We start from the raw sequence: 22,913 nt of genomic DNA, 5'->3' as shown, positions 1-22,913 counted from the left end.
GGGGGACCTAGAAGATGTCGTCGGTGGAGACGGGACCGTCTGTGGTCGCATCGTCACCGCCATACACCTGGTTGCCATCGGAGATCTGGCTCGCGTAGCGGGTGGGCTCTGTGCCCTCTTTGAAGAACTCCTCCGTGGTACTGCCATCGGCGCGATTGGTCAGCAGACCGGTTTCACGATCGATGCGGACCTGCATGATCCCTTCGGGGACCGGCATCTTGCGCTCGGGCACCTGTTGCAGAGCCGTCTTCATGAAGTCAATCCAGATGGGCTGGGCGGCACCGCCGCCAAACTCGGCCCGGCCCAGACCGCGCTGGTGGTTGTCAAAACCGATCCAGGAGGTGGCCACCAGATTCGGGGTATAGCCGGAGAACCAGGCATCCCGGGATTCGTTGGTGGTCCCCGTCTTGCCCGAGATGTCGTGACGCTTGAGGTCACGGGCTGCCCGCCAGCCGGTACCACGCCAGCCATTGCCACCCCAGATGGCGGTGGTCAGGGTGTCGGTGATGAGGAAGGCGCTCTGGGCACTGATGGTCTGCGGTGCCATGTTGTTGGGCACGACAGGATCGATGGGGCACTGGGCCTTCCAGTCTGCCGTGGTATTGGCATAGGCATCCGCGCTGTCGAGACCGGCGGCGGCCAGCACGCCGCAGTCGCGGCAGGCGGCGGCCGGGTTGGCCTCGAACAGGGGGGTGCCGAAGCTGTCGGTCACTTCGGTGATGAAGTAGGGGGTGACCTGGAAGCCGCCATTGGCCAGCACCGAGTAGCCGCGCACCACTTCCAGCGGGGTGAACTCCGCCGCACCCAGCGCCAGGGATTCGTTGGCAGAAATGTGATCACGGGCGAAGCCGAAGCGGGTCAGGCCGTCGATATAGGTATCCAGCCCGATGGCGCGCATCAGCCGGACCGACATCACGTTCTTGGACTTGGCAAGGCCGAGGCGCAAGGTGGTCGGCCCTTCATAGATGGCGGGCGAGTTCTTGGGCTGCCACATGGGGCCCTTGGCAGGATCCCACTGGTTGATCGGTGCATCGTTGATGAGGGACGCCAGGGTATAGCCCTGCTCCAGCGCGGTGGCATAGAGGAACGGTTTGATGTTGGAGCCGACCTGACGACGGGCCTGATCGACCCGGTTGAACTTGGAGAGCTCGAAGCTGAAGCCGCCGACCAGGGCCTCAATGGCGCCGTCTTGCGGGTTCATGGCCACCAGGGCGGCGTTGACGTCGGGGATCTGGGAGAGCAGTAACTCTTCCCCTTTCTCCCTGACCCAGATCTGGGCGCCGACTTTGAGTACATCCCGCGCCGATTTCGGGGCAAAGCCCTGGCGATCGTCGGTGATGAAGGCACGCGCCCACTTGATGCCATTCCAGCCCAGTTCGGCCTGTTTGCCATTCTTGAGCACCAGGGTGGCGCTCTTGTCGCCGAGCTGGGTGACCACGGCGGCCATCAGGGGCTGATAGGTCGGCTGCTTGGCCAGATGGGCCATGATCTGCTCGTAGTCCCAGGCCGTTTCACCGGCTTTCCACAGCAAGGCGGTCGGGCCACGGTAGCCGTGGCGGGTGTCGTAGTCGAAGACACCGTCCAGCAGCGCCTGATGGGCGGCGCGCTGACGCTTGGCGGTGACGGTGGTGTAGACGTGCAGCCCCATGGTGTAGGCATCTTCACCAAACTGCTCCACCATCTTCTGGCGCACCATCTCGCTCAGATAAGGGGCGTTCAGCGTGGTCTCGGCACCGTGAAAACGGGCCTTGACCGGCATCTTGGAGGCTTCGTCATACTGGGCCTGGGTGATTTTGCCGGTTTCCAGCATGCGACCCAGTACCACGTTGCGGCGGGCGAAGGCGCGCTCCGGGGAACGGATCGGGTTCAGCATGGAGGGTGCCTTGGGGAGACCCGCGATGATGGCGATCTCGTCCAGGGTCAGATCCTTGACCTCCTTGCCGAAGTAGACCTGGGCGGCCGCGCCGACCCCGAATGCCCGGTAGCCGAGGGGGATCTTGTTGAGATAGAGGGTGAGGATCTCGTCCTTGGAGAGGTTCTGCTCGATGCGCCAGGCGAGGAACACCTCCTTGATCTTGCGTACAAGAGTCTTCTCATTGCTCAGGAAGAAGTTGCGGGCCACCTGCTGGGTAATGGTACTGGCGCCCTGACGCGCCTGGCCGGAGACGGCCCAGACGGTGGCGGCACGGATGATGCCGATGGGGTCTATGCCCGGGTGCTCATAGAAGCGGGCATCTTCGGTGGCGAGTACGGCATCGATCATGGACTGGGGAATTTCGTCCAGCCGCAGGGGGATGCGACGAATTTCGCCAAACTGGGAGATCAATTCCCCGTCCCGGCTGTAGACCTTCATGGGGGTAGCCAGTTTGACATCGCGCAGGGCGCTGACGTCCGGCAACTGGGGCTTGATGTAGAAGTAGATGCCGATGAGGCTGGCAACGCCCAGCACAGCACCCAGCATCATGACAATAAACAGGCGAACGAGCCATTTCAGCATGGAAGAACTACCAATCGTCTTAAAATTAGCCAACGGGCGCAGAGTATAGCCTTTTTACCCTCGCGGATTCGAGGTTTTCCTGTCCGCAAACAGGCGACCCCGAGAAGAGGCGGGAGGGTAGCACTCCAGGGCACAATTACCAAGGGGGCCGCAATCAAGGCCGAAAGGAGAGGGGCGTCAACTTTTGACACAAACTTTATGACATTGATAGATAGAGCATTATATTGAGTTAAGCCGTCACATCATGACGCGCTGTCCTACAATAAGTCCGAAAACCCAATAACGCATGGATGTGTATATGTTTGGGCTATTAAGTAAGGGATCCCTCGTCTCCATGGCGGGCATTGATTTTGGCAGTCAAACCATCAAGGCCGTCACCATCAGCGGACGTCCCGGCAAGGTGCACCTCGGCTCGGTTGCCGAGATCCCCATGCCAAGAGGAACGCTGGTCGACTATCAACTTCAGGACATTGAACGGGTCAGTCAGTCCCTCAAGTCGCTCAAGCGGCTCGTGCAAGGGGATTGCCAGAACGTGGCCACGGCCGTGACCGGTTCCAACGTCATCACCAAGATCATTCAGGTCGATACCAACATCAACGAGAGCGAGCTGGAGAACCAGGTTCACCTGGAGGCTGAGCAGCTCATCCCCTTTCCCCTTGATGAAGTGAGCCTGGATTTTGAAATCCTCGGCATGGCGGGCGACAACGGGCGTCAGGAGGTCCTGCTCAGTGCCGCGCGGACCGAAAGCGTCAGTGGCCGGGTCAGTGCCCTGACGGAGGCAGGCATGACGACCATGGTGGTGGATGTGGGGGCCCATGCGCTCGGACGCGCCGTGCTGGCCTGCCTGCCCGACCTGCAAACCTCGGAGAAACCGGTTGGCATCGTCGACATCGGTGCCAGCGCCCTGACTTTCGCCGCCCTGTTACGGGGCCAGGTCATCTATTCCCGGTTGCAGAATTTTGGTGGTGATCAATACAGCCAGGCATTGGCCTCTTTTTACAGCATGAGTATGGAAGAGGCGGAACTGGCCAAGCTCCAGGGCTCCTTGCCTGCGGATCATGAGGTGGATGTCCTGTTGCCTCACCTCAGCACCCTGGTGTTGCAGATACGGCGCAACGTGCAGCTGTTTTGCAGCTCCTCGGGGAACAAGGAGCTCTCCAGGCTGGTGCTGACCGGAGGGGGGAGCCTGCTGCCGGGGCTGGCCGGACAAATCGGCAGCGAGCTTAACTGCGAGGTGCTGCATCCCGATCCCTTTGCACTCTTTGGCAAGCCGCAGGGAGAGGGGGGGCTGACTCATGGAGCCAAGTACATGACGGCGCTCGGGCTGGCACTGAGGAGCTTCACACCATGTCAAATATAAACCTTCTGCCCTGGCGGCAGGCTCGGGCGCAGCGTCAGAAGAAACAATTCGGTATCCTGTTCGGTCTGTTCCTGGCGGGGACGGCAGCCATCGCCTTTGCTGCAGACTGGCTGGTGCAGCAGCAGATCGGTTACCAGCAGCAGCGCAATCAGCGGTTGCAGCAGGAGATGGCAACCCTGGACACCCAGCTTGGGGAGATCAGGCTTCTCAAGGAACGGCGCAAGGAGTTGATTGACCGCATGCAACTCATCGAGCAGTTGCAGATGCGCCGCAACATCCCTGTACGTCTGTTCAATCAGCTGCCGGTGCTGGTCCCCAACGGGGTGTATCTTGATAGTCTTGCTCTGCAAAACAACAAGATAGACGTGAAGGGAAAGACCGAAGCCTATGGCAGGGTAGCCAGCATGATGCGCCGAATCGACGGTTCCGGCTGGCTGACACAATCCCAGCTCAGCACCATCTTCACGGCCGAGGTGGCCCCCATCGCCCTGAGCCAGTTCTCCATGATGTTCCAGATTGCCACGGCGCTACCCAACGCGGCTAAGGGGCAAAAATGAACCTGCAACAACTCAACGACCTGGATCTCAATGACATTGCCCGCTGGCCGCCGATCGCCAAGGGCATCTTTGTCTTCTTCTGCTGTGCTCTGCTTGGTGGGGCACTCTATTACTACGTGATTGCCAATTCCCTGGCGGCCCTGGGTCGTGAAGCCGCAAAAGAGACTGAGCTCAAGGGACAATTCGAGAGCAAGGCCATGCTGGCCGCGAACCTGGAAGCATACAGAAAGCAGATGGTCCAGCTGGAACATCTGGTCGACACCCAGCTCAAACAGCTGCCCAACACCCACGAAGTCGCCGGTTTGCTGGATGACATCAGCTTCATTGCCACCGACAACGGTTTGACATTGAACAGGATCAACTGGGAGCCAGAGGTGAAACACGAGTTCTCCACCGAGCTGCCCATGCGCATCGAGGTCGTGGGCACCTATCACGAACTTGGCAAGTTCACGGCGGACATGGCTGCTTTGCCGCGCATCGTGATCCTGGATTCTTTCCAGCTCAGCCAGGGGAAGGGTGGTGAGCTGATCGGTATGTCCATGCAGGCCAAGACCTACAAGTACAACGGCAAAACCGTGGAGAAAAAGCCATGAGCATGAGAGCGGGCGTACTTCTCTTGTCGGCGCTGCTGTTGACGGCCTGTGGGGGACAGGAGGACATGGATGAGTATGTCAAACAGACCAAGGCCAGAAAGCCGGTACCGATCGAATCTTTGCCGGAGATAAAGCCCTTCTCTCCCATGGTCTATCAACGCAGCGATCAACGCAGTCCGTTCATTGCACCCCAGCCGGAAACCAGTTCCAGGCTGGATGCCAAGGCCAAGCCGGACTGTGCCCAGATAGTGGCCAATCGGGAAAAGGAGGTGCTGGAACGCTACTCGCTTGCCAGCCTGAGCATGAAAGGCTCCATCGGCAAGCAGGGGCAGTTGTGGGCATTGATCAAAACCCCGGACGGGCAAGCCGTGCGCGTCGGGCTCAACCAGCACATGGGGCTGGATCAGGGCAGGGTCATCAAGATAACGAACACGCATGTTGACTTGATGGAGACGGTACCGGATGGCAAAGGATGCTGGGTCACCCGAGAAACCCAGCTGGCCATGGCCAATCTCGACGCAAAACTATGATCAGGGATGAGCAGAGATGAGAACAACAATAAGAAGGATGACCGGTGTGGCGCTGCTGTGGCTGGGCGGATGCACTCAGGTGTGGGCAGTACCCGCGTTGCAGGAGGTCAAGGTGAATCCCCTGCTGGCCGATCAACTCCTGCTGGAGCTCAGCTTCAGCGAACCGGTCAGCGGTTTTACGGACAGGTTGACCTATGAACCCAATCAGCTTCTGCTGCACGTACCCGGGGCCATCGGTGCCCTGACGGTCAATCCCCTGCCCATCAAGCAGCAAGGGGTGAACAACCTCCTGGTGGAGGGGAAGGGGCAGGGGCTCGACATCAAGATCGCCCTCGATCAGCTCACCCCCTATCAGGTCCATCAGCAGGGCAATAAATTGCTGGTGGCGCTGGGAGACAAGGCAGGGCAGCCGGTCGCTTCCTCGGCGGCGCCTGTTGCAGCCAGCCAGTCTGCGCTCGTCAGAAGCCAGCCGGTGACTCAGTCTGCGCTGATTGACACCCAGCGAGTTGCCCAGAACCAGTCCCAGTATCAGGCTCAGCCTGCCGTGGCTGCCACGCCTACTGTGGCTCCTTCGCCCGTTGCCCCCGGCAAGCCGGTGTTGTCCGTGTCTCAGGCAAACATGGGGGGCGCCTACTTCAACTCGGTCAAGGGCGTGGATTTTCGCCGTGGCAAGGAGGGGCAGGGGGAGTTCCTCGTGACGCTGGACAACAGTTCGGCGGCGGTGGATGTCAGCAGCCGTGGTCAGAAAGTGCTGGCCAAGTTCCACGGTACCCGGGTGCCTGATGATCAGCTCAACCTCATCAATGTGCAGGACTTCGCTACCCCGGTCTCCCAGGTGGAGGTGTTCCGCCAGGGCAATGACACCCTGTTCGAGCTCTCTGTGAACGGCCAGTTTGACTACCGTTACGATCAGGCCGACAAGATGTTCATCATCGAGGTGAAAAAACGGGTGGCCACCACGGCGGCGAAGCAGTACCAGGGCAAGCCCATCTCATTGAACTTCCAGGATATTCCTGTTCGTACCGTGTTGCAGATCATCGCCGATTTCAACAATCTGAACCTGGTGACCACGGACTCGGTCTCCGGCAACATCACGCTGCGTCTCGATGGCGTGCCCTGGGAGCAGGCGCTGGACATCATCCTCAAGGTCAGAGGGCTGGACAAACGGCTGGACAACAACATCCTGCTGGTGGCACCGGCGGACGAGATTGCCGCTCGCGAGAAACAGCAGATGGAGAGCCGCAACCAGGTGGCGGATCTCGCTCCCCTCTACACCGAGTATCTGCAGATCAACTATGCCAAGGCATCGGAAGTGGCGGCCCTGCTCTCCTCCGAGAGCACCAAGCTGCTCTCCCCCAGAGGGGCGGTCAGCGTGGATGAACGTACCAACGTGCTGGTAGTCAAGGACACGGCGGATGTCATCAGCAACGTCAAGCGGATGCTGGATATCCTCGATATCCCGGTCAAGCAGGTGGTGATCGAGGCGCGCATGGTGACCATTGATGATGGTTTCGATGAGGCACTGGGGGTGCGCTGGGGGGTGACCAAGACAGACGGTCATGGCAACGGCACCTCGGGCACCATAGAGGGTAATGATGGCGCCGGAAACAATGATGGCAGTTCCACCATCACTCGCCCCAACGTAGAAGACAGACTCAACGTCAACCTGCCGGTGACCAACGCGGCCGGCACCCTGGCGTTCCAGGTTGCCCGTCTTGCCAATGGCACCCTTTTGGATCTTGAACTCTCAGCGCTGGAAAAGGAGAGCAAGGCCGAGATCATCGCCAGTCCGCGTGTCACCACGGCCAACCAGAAGCCGGCCCTGATCGAGCAGGGGACCGAGATCCCCTATGTGGAGTCCTCTTCGAGCGGGGCGACCTCGGTCACCTTCAAGAAGGCGGTGCTGAGCCTCAAGGTCACACCGCAGATCACCCCGGACAACAGGGTGATCCTGGACTTGACCGTGACTCAGGATACCAAGGGGGAAACCGTGCCGACCGGGACCGGGGATGCGGTGTCCATCAACGCCCAGTCCATCACCACCCAGGTGTTGGTCAACAACGGTGAAACTCTGGTGCTTGGCGGCATCTATCAACAGACCATCAAGAGCGATGTCAGCAAGGTGCCTCTGCTGGGGGATATCCCCGGGTTGGGCTATCTGTTCAAGAAAACCACCAGTGAAAACAAGAAGCGCGAACTGCTGATCTTCGTGACCCCGAGGATAGTGACCGACGCCCTCTGAAAACTTTACTTGTGAGAGTAAAACACATATAACCTTACGCCCCGATGAGGCTGGGGCGTAAGGGCTGCGGTTGCCAGTCCTGGTTTCTACTGAGATAATCCCCCTCCTGATCCATCGCAAGATAAGGTTCATAGGTACCCCGGTCGAGTGTTTACCGGGGCCATACAGTTTGTAATTACTAACGAAAAGACATGGCTGAGAAACGCAATATTTTCCTGATAGGTCCCATGGGTGCGGGCAAGAGCACCATAGGTAGACATCTGGCAGAACAACTGCACATGGAGTTTTTCGACTCAGATCATGAGATTGAGCGCCGCAGTGGTGCCGATATCGGCTGGGTGTTCGATGTTGAAGGCGAAGAAGGTTTCCGGATCCGCGAAGAGAAGGTGATCGGTGAGCTCGCCGAACAGCAGGGTATCGTGCTGGCAACGGGTGGCGGTGCCATCAAGAGCCGTGAAACCCGCAACAAACTCTCCGCACGCGGCATCGTGGTCTACCTCGAAACCACCATTGAAAAGCAATTGGCGCGAACCCAGAGAGACAAGCGTCGTCCCTTGCTGCAAACCGAAGAGCCGCCCCGTGAAGTGCTTGAGCGTCTTGCGCAAGAGCGCAACGCCCTGTACGAAGAGGTTGCCGATTTTGTCATCCAGACGGATGACCAGAGTGCCAAAGTTGTCGCTAATCAAATCGTCAAGTTGATTGGTATGTAATTCATTAGAGGACGTCCATGGAAAGGTTGAAGGTCGAACTGGGTGAACGCAGCTACCCGATAGAGATAGCTGCCGGTCTGCTGCAACGCCCCGAGGTACTGGCGCAGACGATCAAGGGCAAGCGGGTCATGATAGTGACCAATACCGTGGTCGCGCCCCTGTATCTTGAACAGATCATTCAGTTGCTGTCCGGTTTTCAGGTGGAACACCTGATCCTGCCCGATGGCGAGGCCTACAAAACCCTGGCGACCTTCGAGCGGATCATGTCTGCTCTGCTGGAAACCAGCCATGGTCGTGATACCATTCTGATCGCTCTGGGGGGCGGTGTGATAGGTGATGTTGTCGGCTTTGCTGCGGCAAGCTACCAACGAGGCATTCCGTTTATTCAGGTGCCTACCACGCTGCTCTCCCAGGTTGACTCTTCCGTCGGCGGCAAGACCGCCGTCAACCATCCCCTCGGCAAGAACATGGTGGGTGCCTTCTATCAGCCCAAGCATGTGATCATCGATACCGACTGCCTCAAGACCCTGCCTGCCCGGGAATTTGCCGCCGGCATGGCCGAGGTGATCAAATACGGCATCATCTGGGATGCCGCCTTCTTCTCCTGGCTTGAAACCAACATGACCCGCCTGCAGCGCCTCGACGGTGATGCACTCTCCTATGCCATTCGCCGCTGCTGCGAGATCAAGGCCGATGTGGTCGGTCAGGACGAGACCGAGCACGGCGTGCGCGCCTTGCTGAACCTGGGACATACCTTCGGCCATGCCATCGAGGCGGAGAAGGGTTATGGCAACTGGCTGCACGGTGAAGCCGTGGCGGCGGGAACCATGCTGGCGGCCGAGACGGCCCTGGCCCGTGGCGACATGACGGCGCAAGAGGTGGCACGAGTCCGCGATCTGCTGTTGGCCGCCGATTTGCCGGTCAAGGCACCGTCCGATATGGATTTTGCCGCCTTCATTCGCCATATGCGCCGTGACAAGAAGGTGCTGGAAGGCAAACTGAGACTGGTGCTGCCGATCGGGATCGGACAGGCCCAGGTCGTGGCCGATGTGACAGACGAGCAATTGATGGCGGTGATCGAGTCTGGTCGTGACCACTAATAAATTGCTCAAACTGCCTTCTCAGCGGCAGTTGGTTGACCGGCTGCTGCACCTGATCGAGTTCAACCACCCCTTTGTTTTTCTCTCCGGCAAGCCAGGCAGTGGCCGTGGCACACTGTGCGAGTCGCTGCTTGCCCAACTGCCCGATGCGGTGCGGGTGGCCAGCCTCATCGGCAGCTCGTCCATGAAGATGGCGGATGTGCGCCAGTTGCTGTTGCAGCAGGTGGTGGCACGTCCCCTGTTCAACGCGCAGGATGCCCTGGCGGACAGCTTCTTTCGCATGGTGGGTGACAAGCCTGCCAGACTGCTGCTCATCATCGAACGTGCCGATACCTTGCCTGCCGAGCTGGTGGGGGAGTTGTGGGCGCTCTGTCGTCACAACGATACCCTGGCATCTCCTCATAAACTGGCCATCTTGCTCTCGGGTGATGACGCCTGGTGTCGTAACCAGAAGGCGCTCCTCAAGGGACGGGCCATGCCAGCCCTCGAGCTGGAAGTCGCGCCACTGAGCGCTCCTGAGCAACGTATCTTCTTGTATGAGAAGGCCAAAGAGCTCAAGATCCCGACTGCCCTCTTGCCCAAGCCGAAAGTGGAAGAGATCCTGAATGGGGCGGGCGGACATCCGTCAGCCATCATGCAGTTACTGGAGGATACCATGACCGACAGAAGGCCCAAGAAACGTCAGGCCGAGTTGCCCGTCAAGAAGATAGCGATCGTGCTTGCCCTGGTGGCGGGCGGGTTGCTGGCCCTGAGCTATCTGCCCCTGTTCGACAGTGCAGGCCAGGACCCCGCCCAGGCTCCGTCCCAGGGGATGGCGTTGCCCAATCCCGTCTCAAGCGATTCTGTGAACGTCGGTGCGGCGAGCGGGGCCTTGAGTACTCAGGCGAGCAGTGGCGCCGCTGCCATCCCGTCAGAGAATCAGGTTGCCCGCGATTGGCAGTCCGATGCCAAGCCCTTGCCCAAGAAGGTCGAGAGCGAGACGGTCACCACGGAGTCAACCAACTATGAGGGGCGCCGGGTCGTCATCTCCGACGAAGTGGTCGAGAAATTGATGAACCAGCCGAACGTCAGCGGCGCCTTGCCCACGGCCGTGGTGGATGAGCTGGTGGGGAGCGGTTCCCGTGCGGTCCCGACCGGAACGACGGCCCAGGTCAAGAATCCGGCCCCGAGCAGTGTCCCGGCCCGGACAGAGGCTCAACCGGCCAGTGGCGCGCAGACAGCGCCGGTCGCGGCCCCGGCGGCCAAGGTGGCGTTGACGCCGGTGGCGACTCTCAACAAGAAGCCGAAGAATCACTACAGCATCCAGTTGATGGGGGCGAGCAACACCAAGGCGGTAGACAGCTTTGTGGCCGAGCATGGCTTGGCGGGCAAGGTGTGGGTTTACAAGACCCGTTTCCGTGGCAGTCCCTGGTATGTGGTGGTGCAGGGAGACTACGCCAGCAGTGCCCAGGCCAAGGCGGCCATTCGCAAGCTGTCGCCTGCCTTGCTCAAGGGACAACCCTGGCCCAAGTCATTCGCCCAGATACAAAAAGAATTGAAGCAATAGCCAGCCACCCGAGGAAGGGGGTAGAATCACCCCCCTTTTTTGGGCATAGCCTTGTCAACACCGGACTTCCATGAAAAAAACACGCGCGTTTTTAAAATGGGCCGGGGGAAAATACTCCCTGGTCGAAGAGATCGCCGAGCGTTTGCCGGCCGGGCGTGTGTTGCTGGAGCCCTTCGTCGGGGCGGGATCCGTGTTTCTCAACACGGATTACGACGCCTATGTGCTCAACGACATCAATCCGGATCTCATTGGCCTCTACAACCACCTCAAGCAGCAGCCGGACAGCTTCATCAGCGAGGCCCGCAAGCTGTTCGTGGCCGAGCACAACCACAAGACCGCCTATTATCGGCTCCGTACCCAGTTCAACCAGACCGCGGCCGGTTTTGAACGGGCTCAGTTGTTCCTGTTTTTGAATCGCCATGGTTTCAACGGCTTGTGCCGTTACAACAAGAAGGGGGGATTCAACGTTCCCTTCGGTTCCTACAAGAAGCCCTACTTCCCGGAGAAAGAGCTGTGGGCCTTTGCCGAGAAGGCGCAGAAGGCGACGTTCATCTGCGAAAGCTATGCCGACGCCATGGCCCGTGCAGAGGAAGACTGGGTGATCTACTGCGATCCGCCCTATGCCCCCCTCTCCACCACGGCGAGTTTTACCACCTATTCGGCAGGCGGTTTCACCCTGGACGATCAGGCGCTGCTGGCCAGGCTGGCTCGCCACACCGCCGCCCATAAAGGGGTGCCCGTGCTCATCAGCAACCATGACATCGAGTTGACCCGCGAACTCTATCGCGGCGCCCGGCTCGACGAAATCCTGGTCAAGCGCACCATCAGCCGTAACGGCGGTGGTCGCAACAAGGTGGCCGAGCTGCTGGCGCTCTATCCGCCCGGCATCGAGCCCGAACAGGGCTATTATCCCGGTGAGGCGGAGCTGGTTGCCGTCGGCTGAGTGAACAACGGTCCCTGAGGGGGCCGTAGTCATTTCTGATGCTGCCGCTGGTATTCCGTGAGCCGCGCCTAGCATCGTGTGCCAGCCATGGTGCCGGAGCGGCGTGTTCTGTAGATGCGGGTCGTTTTCATCGCCCTTTTGCGATAAAATTGCGCCGTTTTTTCTGCCACGCTGCCAATGGATGACGCTGATGAAAGACTTTCTGATTGCCCCCTCTATCCTCTCCGCCGACTTTGCCCGTCTGGGTGAGGATGTGGCCAAGGTGCTGGCCGCCGGGGCCGACGTGGTCCATTTCGATGTGATGGACAACCATTATGTCCCCAACCTGACCATAGGCCCCATGGTCTGTCAGGCGCTGCGCGATTACGGTATCGAAGCGCTCATCGACGTGCACCTGATGGTCAAGCCGGTGGATCGCATCGTGCCTGATTTTGCCAAGGCCGGTGCCAGCCTGATCACCTTCCACCCGGAAGCCTCCGATCACGTGGATCGCACCCTGGGCCTCATCAAGGAGCAGGGTTGCCAGGCCGGTCTGGTGCTGAACCCCGCGACCCCGCTCAGCTGCCTGGAGTACGTGATGGACAAGCTGGACGTGATCCTGCTGATGTCGGTCAACCCGGGCTTTGGCGGTCAGAGCTTCATCCCCGGCACCCTCGACAAGCTGCGCCAGGTGCGCCGCCTGATCGACGAGAGCGGCCGCGACATTCGCCTGGAAATCGATGGCGGGGTCAAGGTCGACAACATTCGCGAGATTGCCGAGGCGGGTGCCGACATGTTCGTGGCGGGCTCTGCCATCTTCGGCAAGCCGGATTACAAGGCGGTGATCGACCAGATGCGCGCGGAGCTTGCCCATGTCCGTCGCTGATCGCCCCTTTGACCTGGTGCTGTTCGATCTGGATGGCACCCTGATTGACAGCGCCCCGCAACTGGCGCTGGCGGTCAACCGTACCCTGGCGGATCTGGGGTTGGCCGAGGCCGACGAGGCCGTGGTGCGTACCTGGGTCGGCAACGGCGCCGACAAGCTGATCCAGCGGGCTCTCGATTACCGCGACGCCCCGGAGCAGTTTGCCAAGGCCCGCCCCCTGTTCGACCGTCACTATCAGGCCTGTCTGCTGGAAGGCCTGGCCATGTATGACGGAGTGGCCCGGAGCCTGCGCCGTCTGCAGGGGCTGGGTTACCAGCAGGCCGTGGTGACCAACAAACCGAGTCACTTCGTGCAGCCCATTCTGGAGGCCCTCGGCATCAGCGACTGTTTCGCACTCTGGCTCGGGGGCAACTGCGTACCCGTCAAGAAGCCGAGCCCGGAGCCGCTGTTGCACGCCTGCCACGAGCTGGGTGTCAGCCCGTCCCGCACCCTGATGGTGGGGGATTCCGAAAATGACGTACTGGCCGCCCAGGCCGCCGGCATGAAGGTGGTGGGGCTCACCTATGGCTACAACTATGGCCGCCCTATCGCAGACTCGCGCCCCGACTGGGTTTGCGAGCAGTTTGCCGAACTCGACGCCCTGCTGGTCTGATCCAGACCGGGCTGGCGGATAACAAGGATTACTACTCTGATGACTAAACCAATCGTATTGAGCGGTGCCCAACCCTCGGGCCAGCTGACCATCGGCAACTACATGGGGGCCCTGCGTCAGTGGGTCAGCATGCAGGATGATTTCGACTGCCTCTATTGCATCGTCGATTTGCACGCCATCACCACCCGCCAGGATCCGGCCGCCTTGCGCAAGGCGTGCCTCGACGCAGCCGCCCTCTATCTGGCGGTGGGCATCGACCCGGCCAAGAGCACCGTCTTCATCCAGTCCCACGTGCCCCAGCACGCCGAGCTCGGCTGGATCCTGAACTGCTACACCCAGATGGGCGAGCTGTCGCGCATGACCCAGTTCAAGGACAAGTCTGCCCGTTTCGAGAACAACGTCAACGTCGGCCTGTTCGGTTATCCGGTGCTGATGGCGGCCGACATTCTGCTTTATCAGGCCAATCAGGTGCCGGTTGGCAATGACCAGAAGCAGCATCTGGAGCTGACCCGCGACATCTGCACCCGCTTCAACAACCTCTATGGCGAAGTCTTCACCCTGCCGGAACCCTTCATTCCGACCGAAGGGGCCCGGGTGATGAGCCTGCAGGACCCGACCAAGAAGATGTCCAAGTCCGACGACAACGAGGCCAACTTCATCGGCTTGCTGGAAGATCCCAAGCAGATCGTCAAGAAGATCAAGCGGGCGATGACCGACTCCGACGAGCCGGCCGTGGTGCGTTTCGATCCCGAAAACAAGCCGGGGGTCTCCAATCTGCTGACCCTGATGTCCGGTGTGACCGGCCGCTCCATCCCGGAGCTGGAGCAGCACTTCGAAGGCAAGATGTACGGCCACCTCAAGAGTGAAACGGCCGATGCCGTGGTCGCCTTGCTGGAACCCATCCAGGCGCGCTTCCGCGAGCTGCGTCAGGATGAGGCCCATCTGCAGGCCATTTTGGCGGCTGGCGCACAAAAGGCGCGTGAAAGGGCTGAAAAAACCCTGATCAGCGTATATGATGTCGTCGGCTTCGTTCCTCGAGCCTGACATACTGGGAAGGTGTAGTAGAAGAGAGCTGGGTGGATGCCTGGCTTTCTTTGTTTTACACCTTCCGGTTTGTCGCAACCTCCCCCAATGTCAAACACGGGCTTTGCCCCAAGAGAAAGCATGTCTGTCGAATCACAAACCCTGAGTGAAGAGTTGGGTGACAAGGGTCACTGGCTGCGCAAGTTTCGCAAGGCCAAGAGCCTCAATACCTTGCAGTTGATGGTCTCCAACGCCATCGACAAGCACCACAAGACCCCGGCCATCGCGGCTGCCATCTATCTGGCCGAGTGCCAGCGGGAACGGGAACTGGAACAGGGCCGTTATCTGGACCGCTGAGGTCCGTTGCCAGCCCTTGCCAAGGTGACTCCTTCCCATCTGCCTGTCACGTCCTGTGCCCTTTTCCCGGTCGCCTCCCGTCTCTTTTACCTTGCCATCCTGACATGGAGCGGCTGATGCTGCCCGGTCGGGGACAGGCCCACCGCCGGGTGGGGTCGACAGGCCCGGATCGGCATTGAAGAGCGGACAGACTGCACAGCAGGTGAGGTGATCGCCGGTTTATTAACTCAAAGAGACATGCCAGAATGCGCGGCGTTTGTCTGCCCGCGCTCGCAACGGGCTGTCCGCTCACCGTCTCTGTCTTATTCCCAGGGTGTTTGCATGCTGCTACTCATCGACAACTACGACTCCTTTACCTGGAACCTGGTGCAATACTTCGGCGCTCTGGGGCAAGAGGTGGTGGTCAGGCGCAACGATGAGCTGAGCCTGGAGGAGATAGCCCGGCTTGCCCCCCGCCATCTGGTGATCTCTCCCGGCCCCTGCACGCCAAACGAGGCGGGCATCTCTTTGGCCGCCATCTCCCGTTTTGCCGGCGAGATCCCCATCCTCGGCGTCTGTCTCGGCCATCAGTCGCTGGCACAGGCCTTTGGTGCCCGGGTGGTGCGTGCCCGTCAGGTGATGCACGGCAAGACTTCTCTCATCCGTCACAAAGGGGAGGGGGTGTTCAAGGGGCTCAACAACCCGCTGCGGGTGACCCGCTATCATTCTCTGGTGGTGGAGGCGGCGTCGCTGCCCGACTGTTTCGAGGTCACCGCCTGGAGCGAACATGCCGACGGCAGCCAGGACGAGATCATGGGGCTGCGGCATAAAACACTGGCGCTGGAGGGAGTGCAGTTCCATCCGGAAAGCATCTTGAGCGAACAGGGGCACCAGTTGCTGGCCAACTTTTTGGCCGTTTCCTGAAAAAAATTGCGATGTCTGTCTCAAAACCGTCATGAGGCAAAAAAAAATTTCCCTGAGACTTTATTCACCCTCCTCCCTGTCCAAATTATCTCTTGCCAACACCCCCTGAGCCGTTATGCAATGCGGTTGCCTAAAATCTCAAAGGCAATCGAACATTGTTCCTTATAGGCGGTTAAGTTACAGACTTTTTACTTTTTTTCTGTGATAATTCCGCCACGTTTACACGGATTTAACTTTTGGGCGGTGGATTATTCTGCCGCGAGATAGCAGGAGAGCAATATGTCAGAGTTGTTGGCAGTGACACGTGAAGTGTTTGATGAAGTGATGGTTCCCAACTATGCGCCGGCCAAAATCATCCCGGTGCGCGGCGAGGGGTCACGTGTCTGGGATCAGGAAGGCCGCGAGTATGTGGATTTCGCGGGCGGGATCGCGGTCAATGGCCTGGGCCATTGCCATCCCAAACTGGTCGAGGCCCTGAAATCCCAGGGTGAGAAGCTGTGGCACCTCTCCAACGTGATGACCAACGAGCCGGCCCTGCGCCTGGCCAAGAAACTGGTCGCCGCCACCTTCGCCGAGAAGGTCTATTTCTGCAACTCCGGCGCCGAAGCGAACGAAGCGGCCCTCAAGCTGGCCCGCCGCTACGCCATCGAGAAGTTCGGGGCCCACAAGACCCAGATCATCGCCTTCCACCAGGGCTTCCACGGCCGTACCTTCTTTACCGTCAGCGTCGGCGGCCAGGCTGCCTACTCCGATGGCTTCGGTCCCAAGCCTGCCGACATCACCCACGTCGCCTACAACAACCTGGAGGAGCTGGCTGCCGTCATCTCCGACAACACCTGCGCCGTGGTGATGGAGCCGCTGCAGGGCGAGGGTGGCATCATCAGCCCCACCGACGAGTTTGCCAAGGGTGTGCGCGAGTTGTGCGACAAGCACAACGCCCTGCTGGTTTATGACGAGGTGCAATCCGGTGTCGGTCGTACCGGCGAGCTGTTTGCCTATATGGGTCTGGGCATCACCCCGGACATCCTCACCAGCGCCAAGGCGCTGGGCGGCGGCTTCCCCATCGGGGCCATGCTGACCACCACCGAGATCGCCTCCCACCTGAAAGTGGGCACTCACGGCTCCACCTACGGCGGCAACCCGCTGGCGTGTGCCGTGGCCGAGGCGGTGATCGACGTGGTCAACACCCCGGCAGTGCTGAGCGGCATCAAGCAGCGCGAGCAGCTGTTCCGCGAAGGGCTGGAAGCCATCAACGCCAAGTACCACTGCTTCAGCGAAGTGCGCGGCAAGGGCCTGCTGCTGGGCGCCGTGCTCAACGATGACTTCAAGGGCCGCTCCCGCGACTTCCTGCTCGCCTCCATCGATCAGGGCCTGATGGCGCTGGTTGCCGGTACCAACGTGGTGCGTTTTGCCCCCTCCCTGGTGATCCCGGAAGCGGACATCAAGGAAGGGCTGGCACGGTTCGAGAAAGCGGTCGCTCAGGTGGTCAACGCCTGATCCAAATTGAGGTGGGGAGCCCTCCCGGCAGGAGCCGGGACCCCACCTGTCGTCAATGAAAGGGAGTTGTCATTTATGTTGGTTATCCGTCCTATCGAGCAGCGCGACTTCGCCGGCCTCAAGACCTGTGCCATCGAATCCGGCACCGGCATGACATCCTTGCCGGTCAACGACGAGCTGCTGCAACGCAAGATCGATGCCTCGACTCAGACCTTCCTGGACAAGCCCGCTGGCAAGGGCGAGTGCCTCTATTTCTTCGTGGCCGAGGATCTGGAGACCGGGGAGATGGTCGGTACCTGCGCCATCGACGCGGCGGTCGGCCTGTCCCAGGCGTTCTACAACTATCACATCGGCAAGGTGGTGCACTCCTCTCCCAAGCTCGGCATCTACAATGTCGTGGAAACCCTCACCCTCTCCAACGACTACACCGGCAATTCCGAGCTCTGCACCCTGTTTCTGCGTGAATGCGCCCGCGAGGGGCTCAACGGCCGTCTGCTATCCAAGCACCGTTTCCTGTTCATGGCCGAACACCCCGAGCTGTTTGACAGTACCGTCTTTGCCGAGATGCGTGGTGTCTCCGATGGCAACGGCCACAGCCCCTTCTACGAGTGGCTGCAAAAACATTTCTTCTCGATGGATTTTCCCACCGTCGACTATCTGACCGGCATCGGCAAGAAGCGCTTCATCGCCGAGCTGATGCCCAAGTACCCCATCTACGTCAATCTGCTAAGCAACGAGGCGCGCGCCGTCATCGGCAAGACCCACGAAAAGACCCGGCCTGCCCTCAAGATGCTGCAGGATGAGGGGTTCGTGAATCGCGGTTATGTCGACATCTTCGACGCCGGCCCCACCGTCGAATGCGAGGTGAAGAACATTCGCAGCGTGCGCCGCAGCCAGAAGCTGGCGGTGCTGGTGGGTGAGCCCATCGGCGGCCATACCTACCTCATCTGCAACACCAGATTCGAGCAATACCGCGCCTGCTACGGCAACATCCGGGTCGATCTGGACAAGCACGAAGCCATCATTCCGCCCAAGATGGCGGCCGCCCTCAAGGTGGAAAATGGCGACATGGTGCGCGTCGTCGATCTGGATTGACCCGCCCCGCAGCACAGCATTGAGACAGGCTGCCGAAGCGGCCTGCGTACCCACAGGGAGTGAATTGATGATGTCTTTAGTCCAGTTTATCGATGGCCAGTGGCTGGCCGGTGAAGGCAAGCCGTTCGAATCCATCGACCCGGCCAAAAACGAGGTGATCTGGCGTGGTGAGGCGGCAAGCCAGTCCCAGGTGGATGCGGCCGTCAAGGCGGCCCGCACGGCCTTCTACCATTGGTCCGATCTGGCCCTTGAAGAGCGCCTTGCCATCGTGCGCCGCTATGCCGACCTGCTCGGCGAGCACAAGGAGGCGCTGGCCCTGACCATCGCCCGTGAAACCGGCAAGCCGCTGTGGGAGACCCGCACCGAAGTGGCGGCCATGCAGGGCAAGATTGCCATCTCCATCCGCGCCCATGACGAGCGTACCGGCACGGTGGAAAACCCCATGCCGGGCGCCAAGGCGTTCGTGCGCCACAAGCCCCATGGCGTCGTGGCCGTGTTCGGCCCCTACAACTTCCCGGGCCACCTGCCCAACGGCCACATTGTGCCGGCGCTCATCGCCGGCAATGCGGTCGTGTTCAAGCCTTCCGAGCTGACCCCCATGGTGGCTGAAGCCATGGTCAAGGTGTGGCAGGAGGCGGGGCTGCCCAAGGGGGTGCTCAACCTGGTGCAGGGGGAGGTCGACACCGGCAAGGCGCTGGCCGGCAACCCGGACATCGACGGCCTCTTCTTCACCGGCTCCTCCCGTACCGGCCACTTCCTGCATCAGCAGTTTGCCGGCCAGCCGGGCAAGATCCTGGCACTGGAGATGGGTGGCAACAACCCGCTGATCGTGAAAGATGTGAGCGACATCGACGGCGCCGTCCATGCCATCGTGCAGTCCGCCTTCATTACCTCCGGCCAGCGTTGCACCTGCTCGCGCCGTCTGTTTGTCGAGCGCGGCGAGCGGGGCGATGCCCTGGTCAAGCGCCTGGTGGAGGTGGTCGGCCAGATCAAGGTCGGCCTCTATGACGCCGCCGAGCAGCCGTTCATGGGCGCCATGATCAGCGAGAAGGCCGCACTCGGCATGGTCGAGGCGCAAGCCAACCTGCAGCGCCTAGGTGGTGAAAGCCTGCTTGCCCTCAAGCACCTGGAAGCGGGCACCGGCTTTGTCTCCCCGGGCATCATAGACGTGACCGCGGTCAGCGCGCTGCCGGATGAAGAGTACTTCGGCCCGCTGCTGCAGCTCATTCGCTACGACGACTTCGATGTGGCCATCGAGAAGGCGAACGCCACCAGTTTCGGTCTCTCGGCCGGTCTGCTCGGTGACAACGAAGCGGACTGGAACCACTTCTTCAAGCGGATCCGTGCCGGTATCGTCAACTGGAACAAGCCCATCACCGGCGCCTCCAGTGCCGCCCCCTTCGGCGGCATCGGTGCCTCCGGCAACCACAGGGCGAGCGCCTACTACGCCGCCGACTACTGTGCTTACCCGGTCGCCTCCGTCGAAGACAGCAAGGCTGCTATGCCGGATCAGCTGTCTCCCGGTCTGACCTTCTGATAACAAGAAAATAAAAGAGGGGCACTGAACAGGTGCCCCTGTCTGTACCCGCAATCAAAGGAAAGAGAGATGCAAAAGGATATCGACACCCTGTTTGGCCATCTGTGGGACAACTACATTCAGGTCACCCCCAGTGCTCACAAGGTTCATCAACTGCTGGGCGGCGGTGCCCCCATCATCAACGATCACGTGGCGTTTCGGACCTACAACCTGCCCAAGCTCGGTCTCGAGAAACTGGCGGCCCACTTCCGTGCCCTGGGGTACGAAGAGAAGGGCGAGTATGTGTTCAAGGCCAAGAAGCTCTATGCCAAACACTTCGAGCATAAAGATCCTGATGCGCCCAAGGTGTTCATCAGCGAGCTGAAGGTGGAAGAGCTCTCCGAAGGTGCCCAGGCCATCATCCACAAGCTGGTGGATCAGGTACCCGATCACCTCACCGACACCCCGGCTTTCCTCTACGCCGGCGCGCCCTGGCAGGTCTCCCACACCGACTACCAGACCCTGCTGGCAGAGAGCGAGTATGCCGCCTGGATGGCCGCCTGGGGTTATCGTGCCAACCACTTCACCGTCAACATCAACCGCCTGAAGGACTTCGACACCATCCAGCAGGTGAATGCGGCGCTCAAGGCGGCAGGCTTCGTGCTCAACACCGTTGGCGGCGAGGTGAAGGGCGATCCCGAGGTGATGCTGGAGCAATCCTCCACCATGGCAGACAAGGCCGAGGTGCCCTTCAGCGACGGCGTGCGCACCATCCCGAGCTGCTTTTACGAGTTTGCCCTGCGCTACCCGCAGGCCGATGGCGTGCTCTACCCTGGCTTCGTCGAAGCGTCGGCCGACAAGATCTTCGAATCCACCAACGCCATGTAATGGCCGCCATGAAAACAACGCCCCGCCTGGGGCGTTTTTATTTTGGATTAAATACGGTCAAATTATTGCTGTGGTGTAGTTCCCTGTCGGGCTAAGCGCTTGCCCAAAAGAATGAATAAAGTCATTTGATATACATCATTGAAATATTCCATTAAACAGATGATACCAAAACGATATGCTGATATGTGTCTGTAGCATGTGACTGATTTTTAAGTGAGAGTATTTTATGCGTTTTTTAATTTCCCCCTTTGTGGGGGCAGGGAAAATCAAGTTTGGCATGACTCCTGACCAAGTGAGATTATTAGGGGAAGTATTTGATTCTTTTAAAAGAACGGAGGAGTCTGTGTTCCCATGTGATTACTTTGAGAATTTTGGCGTGTTCGCATATTACAACGCCTCTGGCGTTTTGGAGGCGATAGAGTTTACTGAACCAGCGGTTCCAGAGTTCGAAGAAATGGACTTGCTAAAAATTCATTTCAAGGGCTTGATCACGTATCTTTCAGATAAAGAAAAAGGCCTAGAAGTAGAGTCTGGATCGCTAACATCCCATGTGTTGGGTATAGGTGCATACGCTCCTGATGCAGATGACAATACACCATCATCTGCCGAAAGTATTATTGTCTTTGAAAATGGCTATTATGATTGATTAGAGTCAGTTGATATTTCGATAAGCATTTGTTTAATCCTATGATTATTAAGATAAGTGTAAAAGTTAGCTAGGCTGTAATCAATATGTTCATGTTACAGAATTTTACTTGGAAGATAGATGAAGAGCAGGTGGAGGAACATCGAATTAAGAACCATGAGTGGTATGCTTGCCCATTTCTCTAAAACGTATCAAACAAAATCTATCCCATTGTCATAAACAGGAACTAATTCTTTGGTAAATAATGAAAAATATTTTATCGATGAGGTTGAAAATGGAATGGAACGTTGCCTTGTCTTGGCAGCTCCTTGGTCGGATAGGTTTAAATCAATAATCGATAAAGAAAATATTTCAGTGCTCCGTTTAAGTCAATCCGCAGGCTGGAATGGAAATGACATTTCATTTATAAATTACTTGCCTTCTCTTTCTGGCGTTGAAATTTATTCTTGGGGTATCAAGGATATCACTCCATTAGAGTCTATCAGTAATCTTGAATATTTAGGATTACAGTGTGAGTTTACGAAGGCCCCTGATTTTTCCAAACTAAAAAAATTAAAAGTACTTAAGCTTTTTTGGAGGCCTGAAGCGAAGACGATTTTCGCTTGTGATGAATTGAATCTGCTAAATATTGTTAACTATCCTTCAGAAAACTTGAAAGAACTTAATAGAATGTCTTTATTAAGACGTCTACAACTAACCTCCAAAAAAATAAAATCATTGTCAGGAATAGAAGAACTTAGCTCGTTATCCATTCTAGATTTGGCCGACTGTCCTAAGCTAGAAGATCTTTCAGGCATAGATAAGTGTCAGCAGATAGAGATTGTAGAAATTGAAAACTGTAAAAGAGTTTATGATATAGCTATTTTGAGTGAGCTAAAAAACCTCAAAGAGATTGTATTAACTGACTGTGGGGCAGTTAAATCTTTGAGGCCACTTGCACACAGCCAATCATTGGAGAGTATCACCTTTATAGGGGACACAACCATTGAAGATGGAGATCTGACTTCCTTATTGGATATTCCAACGCTAAAGAAAATGTGGTTTGCTAATAAACGTCACTACACCCATACCCGAGAACAGGTGATGGAAGTGTTATCTTGAGTTATCAATCATGAATGATATTTATGCATTTTTTTTTGAGGGTAGCTTACAACCCGGAAGAAAAGTTATGTATATCAAGATTGCTCACAATCTTATCTTGCCGATTATCTGCTGAGCATGTTGCCAACACTCGAACTGGTATCAGAAATATTGTCAATGACGTTGTTCGGAAAATAAGAATAACCGTGATGATGCCAGCCCCTTCGTACCTGCTTGCTGGGGAGGCTACTAGTGTTGCAGTCAAGGAAGAGAAATCAGCTGAGTTGAAAAGAAGTACACTGAGATGCGACTA

Annotated in this window: 21 protein-coding genes; 20 read left to right on the top strand and 1 reads right to left on the bottom strand. The window is 58.3% G+C overall.

Annotated features, from left to right (window positions below; all coding sequences use genetic code 11):
* Window positions 1-7: 7 nt before the first annotated feature.
* Complete coding sequence (locus tag AB5Y51_RS19535; protein WP_010673818.1) at window positions 8-2,497, bottom strand: penicillin-binding protein 1A; 2,490 nt, start codon at window positions 2,495-2,497, stop codon at window positions 8-10.
* 298 nt (window positions 2,498-2,795) lie between these two features.
* Between AB5Y51_RS19535 and tapM the strand changes: the two genes are divergently transcribed.
* From tapM to AB5Y51_RS19435, 20 genes are all read left to right on the top strand, one after another.
* The gene (gene tapM, locus AB5Y51_RS19530; protein ID WP_041212565.1) at window positions 2,796-3,857 is read left to right on the top strand and encodes a PilM family type IVa pilus assembly protein TapM; all 1,062 of its coding nucleotides are present in this window, start codon (window positions 2,796-2,798) and stop codon (window positions 3,855-3,857) included.
* On the top strand, window positions 3,845-4,414 hold the full coding sequence (tapN, locus tag AB5Y51_RS19525; protein WP_010673820.1) for a PilN family type IV pilus biogenesis protein TapN: 570 nt from the start codon (window positions 3,845-3,847) through the stop codon (window positions 4,412-4,414). Before tapM ends, tapN begins: the two co-directional genes overlap by 13 nt.
* Complete coding sequence (gene tapO, locus AB5Y51_RS19520) at window positions 4,411-5,007, top strand: PilO family type IV pilus biogenesis protein TapO (RefSeq protein WP_041212566.1); 597 nt, start codon at window positions 4,411-4,413, stop codon at window positions 5,005-5,007. The genes tapN and tapO overlap by 4 nt, the downstream gene beginning before the upstream one ends.
* 2 nt (window positions 5,008-5,009) lie before the next feature.
* Entirely contained in the window at window positions 5,010-5,537 is a 528-nt protein-coding gene (locus AB5Y51_RS19515) for a pilus assembly protein PilP (RefSeq protein WP_029314119.1), read from the top strand.
* A gap of 16 nt (window positions 5,538-5,553) precedes the next feature.
* Complete coding sequence (locus tag AB5Y51_RS19510) at window positions 5,554-7,779, top strand: type IV pilus secretin PilQ (protein ID WP_039039581.1); 2,226 nt, start codon at window positions 5,554-5,556, stop codon at window positions 7,777-7,779.
* 191 nt (window positions 7,780-7,970) lie between these two features.
* Window positions 7,971-8,489, top strand: coding sequence for a shikimate kinase AroK (gene aroK / locus AB5Y51_RS19505; protein ID WP_010673824.1), 519 nt, complete (start codon window positions 7,971-7,973; stop codon window positions 8,487-8,489).
* A 17-nt stretch (window positions 8,490-8,506) separates the two neighbouring features.
* Window positions 8,507-9,589 (top strand): 3-dehydroquinate synthase, encoded by a 1,083-nt coding sequence (gene aroB, locus AB5Y51_RS19500; protein ID WP_368179022.1) that lies wholly within the window; start codon window positions 8,507-8,509, stop codon window positions 9,587-9,589.
* On the top strand, window positions 9,579-11,135 hold the full coding sequence (locus tag AB5Y51_RS19495) for an SPOR domain-containing protein (protein ID WP_368179021.1): 1,557 nt from the start codon (window positions 9,579-9,581) through the stop codon (window positions 11,133-11,135). Before aroB ends, AB5Y51_RS19495 begins: the two co-directional genes overlap by 11 nt.
* Before the next feature lie 70 nt (window positions 11,136-11,205).
* Window positions 11,206-12,078 (top strand): Dam family site-specific DNA-(adenine-N6)-methyltransferase, encoded by an 873-nt coding sequence (locus AB5Y51_RS19490; protein WP_029314124.1) that lies wholly within the window; start codon window positions 11,206-11,208, stop codon window positions 12,076-12,078.
* Window positions 12,079-12,268: 190 nt separating this feature from the next.
* Entirely contained in the window at window positions 12,269-12,943 is a 675-nt protein-coding gene (rpe, locus tag AB5Y51_RS19485; RefSeq protein ID WP_041212569.1) for a ribulose-phosphate 3-epimerase, read from the top strand.
* On the top strand, window positions 12,930-13,595 hold the full coding sequence (locus AB5Y51_RS19480; protein ID WP_045525578.1) for a phosphoglycolate phosphatase: 666 nt from the start codon (window positions 12,930-12,932) through the stop codon (window positions 13,593-13,595). Before rpe ends, AB5Y51_RS19480 begins: the two co-directional genes overlap by 14 nt.
* A 39-nt stretch (window positions 13,596-13,634) precedes the next feature.
* Entirely contained in the window at window positions 13,635-14,639 is a 1,005-nt protein-coding gene (gene trpS, locus AB5Y51_RS19475) for a tryptophan--tRNA ligase (protein WP_010673830.1), read from the top strand.
* A gap of 120 nt (window positions 14,640-14,759) precedes the next feature.
* The gene (locus AB5Y51_RS19470; protein ID WP_010673831.1) at window positions 14,760-14,975 is read left to right on the top strand and encodes a hypothetical protein; all 216 of its coding nucleotides are present in this window, start codon (window positions 14,760-14,762) and stop codon (window positions 14,973-14,975) included.
* A gap of 321 nt (window positions 14,976-15,296) precedes the next feature.
* Entirely contained in the window at window positions 15,297-15,878 is a 582-nt protein-coding gene (locus AB5Y51_RS19465; protein WP_041215622.1) for an aminodeoxychorismate synthase component II, read from the top strand.
* A 279-nt stretch (window positions 15,879-16,157) separates the two neighbouring features.
* Window positions 16,158-17,375, top strand: a complete 1,218-nt coding sequence (locus AB5Y51_RS19460; protein ID WP_039039586.1) for an aspartate aminotransferase family protein — start codon at window positions 16,158-16,160, stop codon at window positions 17,373-17,375.
* Between the two features lie 75 nt (window positions 17,376-17,450).
* The gene (gene astA, locus AB5Y51_RS19455) at window positions 17,451-18,470 is read left to right on the top strand and encodes an arginine N-succinyltransferase (protein ID WP_039039587.1); all 1,020 of its coding nucleotides are present in this window, start codon (window positions 17,451-17,453) and stop codon (window positions 18,468-18,470) included.
* Window positions 18,471-18,537: 67 nt separating this feature from the next.
* Window positions 18,538-20,007, top strand: a complete 1,470-nt coding sequence (gene astD, locus AB5Y51_RS19450; RefSeq protein WP_113977798.1) for a succinylglutamate-semialdehyde dehydrogenase — start codon at window positions 18,538-18,540, stop codon at window positions 20,005-20,007.
* Between the two features lie 69 nt (window positions 20,008-20,076).
* The gene (locus tag AB5Y51_RS19445) at window positions 20,077-20,874 is read left to right on the top strand and encodes a DUF1338 domain-containing protein (RefSeq protein ID WP_039039589.1); all 798 of its coding nucleotides are present in this window, start codon (window positions 20,077-20,079) and stop codon (window positions 20,872-20,874) included.
* A 226-nt stretch (window positions 20,875-21,100) separates the two neighbouring features.
* Complete coding sequence (locus tag AB5Y51_RS19440; protein ID WP_368179018.1) at window positions 21,101-21,520, top strand: hypothetical protein; 420 nt, start codon at window positions 21,101-21,103, stop codon at window positions 21,518-21,520.
* 234 nt (window positions 21,521-21,754) lie between these two features.
* The gene (locus AB5Y51_RS19435) at window positions 21,755-22,621 is read left to right on the top strand and encodes a hypothetical protein (protein WP_368179016.1); all 867 of its coding nucleotides are present in this window, start codon (window positions 21,755-21,757) and stop codon (window positions 22,619-22,621) included.
* Window positions 22,622-22,913 lie beyond the last annotated feature (292 nt).

This window comes from Aeromonas sp. R7-1, from assembly GCF_040908115.1.
Classification (GTDB): Bacteria; Pseudomonadota; Gammaproteobacteria; order Enterobacterales; family Aeromonadaceae; genus Aeromonas; species Aeromonas caviae.
Note: the sequence above shows the minus strand (reverse complement) of the source record. Positions and strands in the feature narration are given on the sequence as shown.

Coding starts and splice junctions, on each gene's coding strand:
- AB5Y51_RS19535 (WP_010673818.1), bottom strand. CDS start 2,497: ATGCTGAAATGGCTCGTTCGCCTGTTTATTGTCATGATGCTGGGTGCT.
- tapM (WP_041212565.1), top strand. CDS start 2,796: ATGTTTGGGCTATTAAGTAAGGGATCCCTCGTCTCCATGGCGGGCATT.
- tapN (WP_010673820.1), top strand. CDS start 3,845: ATGTCAAATATAAACCTTCTGCCCTGGCGGCAGGCTCGGGCGCAGCGT.
- tapO (WP_041212566.1), top strand. CDS start 4,411: ATGAACCTGCAACAACTCAACGACCTGGATCTCAATGACATTGCCCGC.
- AB5Y51_RS19515 (WP_029314119.1), top strand. CDS start 5,010: ATGAGAGCGGGCGTACTTCTCTTGTCGGCGCTGCTGTTGACGGCCTGT.
- AB5Y51_RS19510 (WP_039039581.1), top strand. CDS start 5,554: ATGAGAACAACAATAAGAAGGATGACCGGTGTGGCGCTGCTGTGGCTG.
- aroK (WP_010673824.1), top strand. CDS start 7,971: ATGGCTGAGAAACGCAATATTTTCCTGATAGGTCCCATGGGTGCGGGC.
- aroB (WP_368179022.1), top strand. CDS start 8,507: ATGGAAAGGTTGAAGGTCGAACTGGGTGAACGCAGCTACCCGATAGAG.
- AB5Y51_RS19490 (WP_029314124.1), top strand. CDS start 11,206: ATGAAAAAAACACGCGCGTTTTTAAAATGGGCCGGGGGAAAATACTCC.
- rpe (WP_041212569.1), top strand. CDS start 12,269: ATGAAAGACTTTCTGATTGCCCCCTCTATCCTCTCCGCCGACTTTGCC.
- AB5Y51_RS19480 (WP_045525578.1), top strand. CDS start 12,930: ATGTCCGTCGCTGATCGCCCCTTTGACCTGGTGCTGTTCGATCTGGAT.
- trpS (WP_010673830.1), top strand. CDS start 13,635: ATGACTAAACCAATCGTATTGAGCGGTGCCCAACCCTCGGGCCAGCTG.
- AB5Y51_RS19470 (WP_010673831.1), top strand. CDS start 14,760: ATGTCTGTCGAATCACAAACCCTGAGTGAAGAGTTGGGTGACAAGGGT.
- AB5Y51_RS19465 (WP_041215622.1), top strand. CDS start 15,297: ATGCTGCTACTCATCGACAACTACGACTCCTTTACCTGGAACCTGGTG.
- AB5Y51_RS19460 (WP_039039586.1), top strand. CDS start 16,158: ATGTCAGAGTTGTTGGCAGTGACACGTGAAGTGTTTGATGAAGTGATG.
- astA (WP_039039587.1), top strand. CDS start 17,451: ATGTTGGTTATCCGTCCTATCGAGCAGCGCGACTTCGCCGGCCTCAAG.
- astD (WP_113977798.1), top strand. CDS start 18,538: ATGATGTCTTTAGTCCAGTTTATCGATGGCCAGTGGCTGGCCGGTGAA.
- AB5Y51_RS19445 (WP_039039589.1), top strand. CDS start 20,077: ATGCAAAAGGATATCGACACCCTGTTTGGCCATCTGTGGGACAACTAC.
- AB5Y51_RS19440 (WP_368179018.1), top strand. CDS start 21,101: ATGCGTTTTTTAATTTCCCCCTTTGTGGGGGCAGGGAAAATCAAGTTT.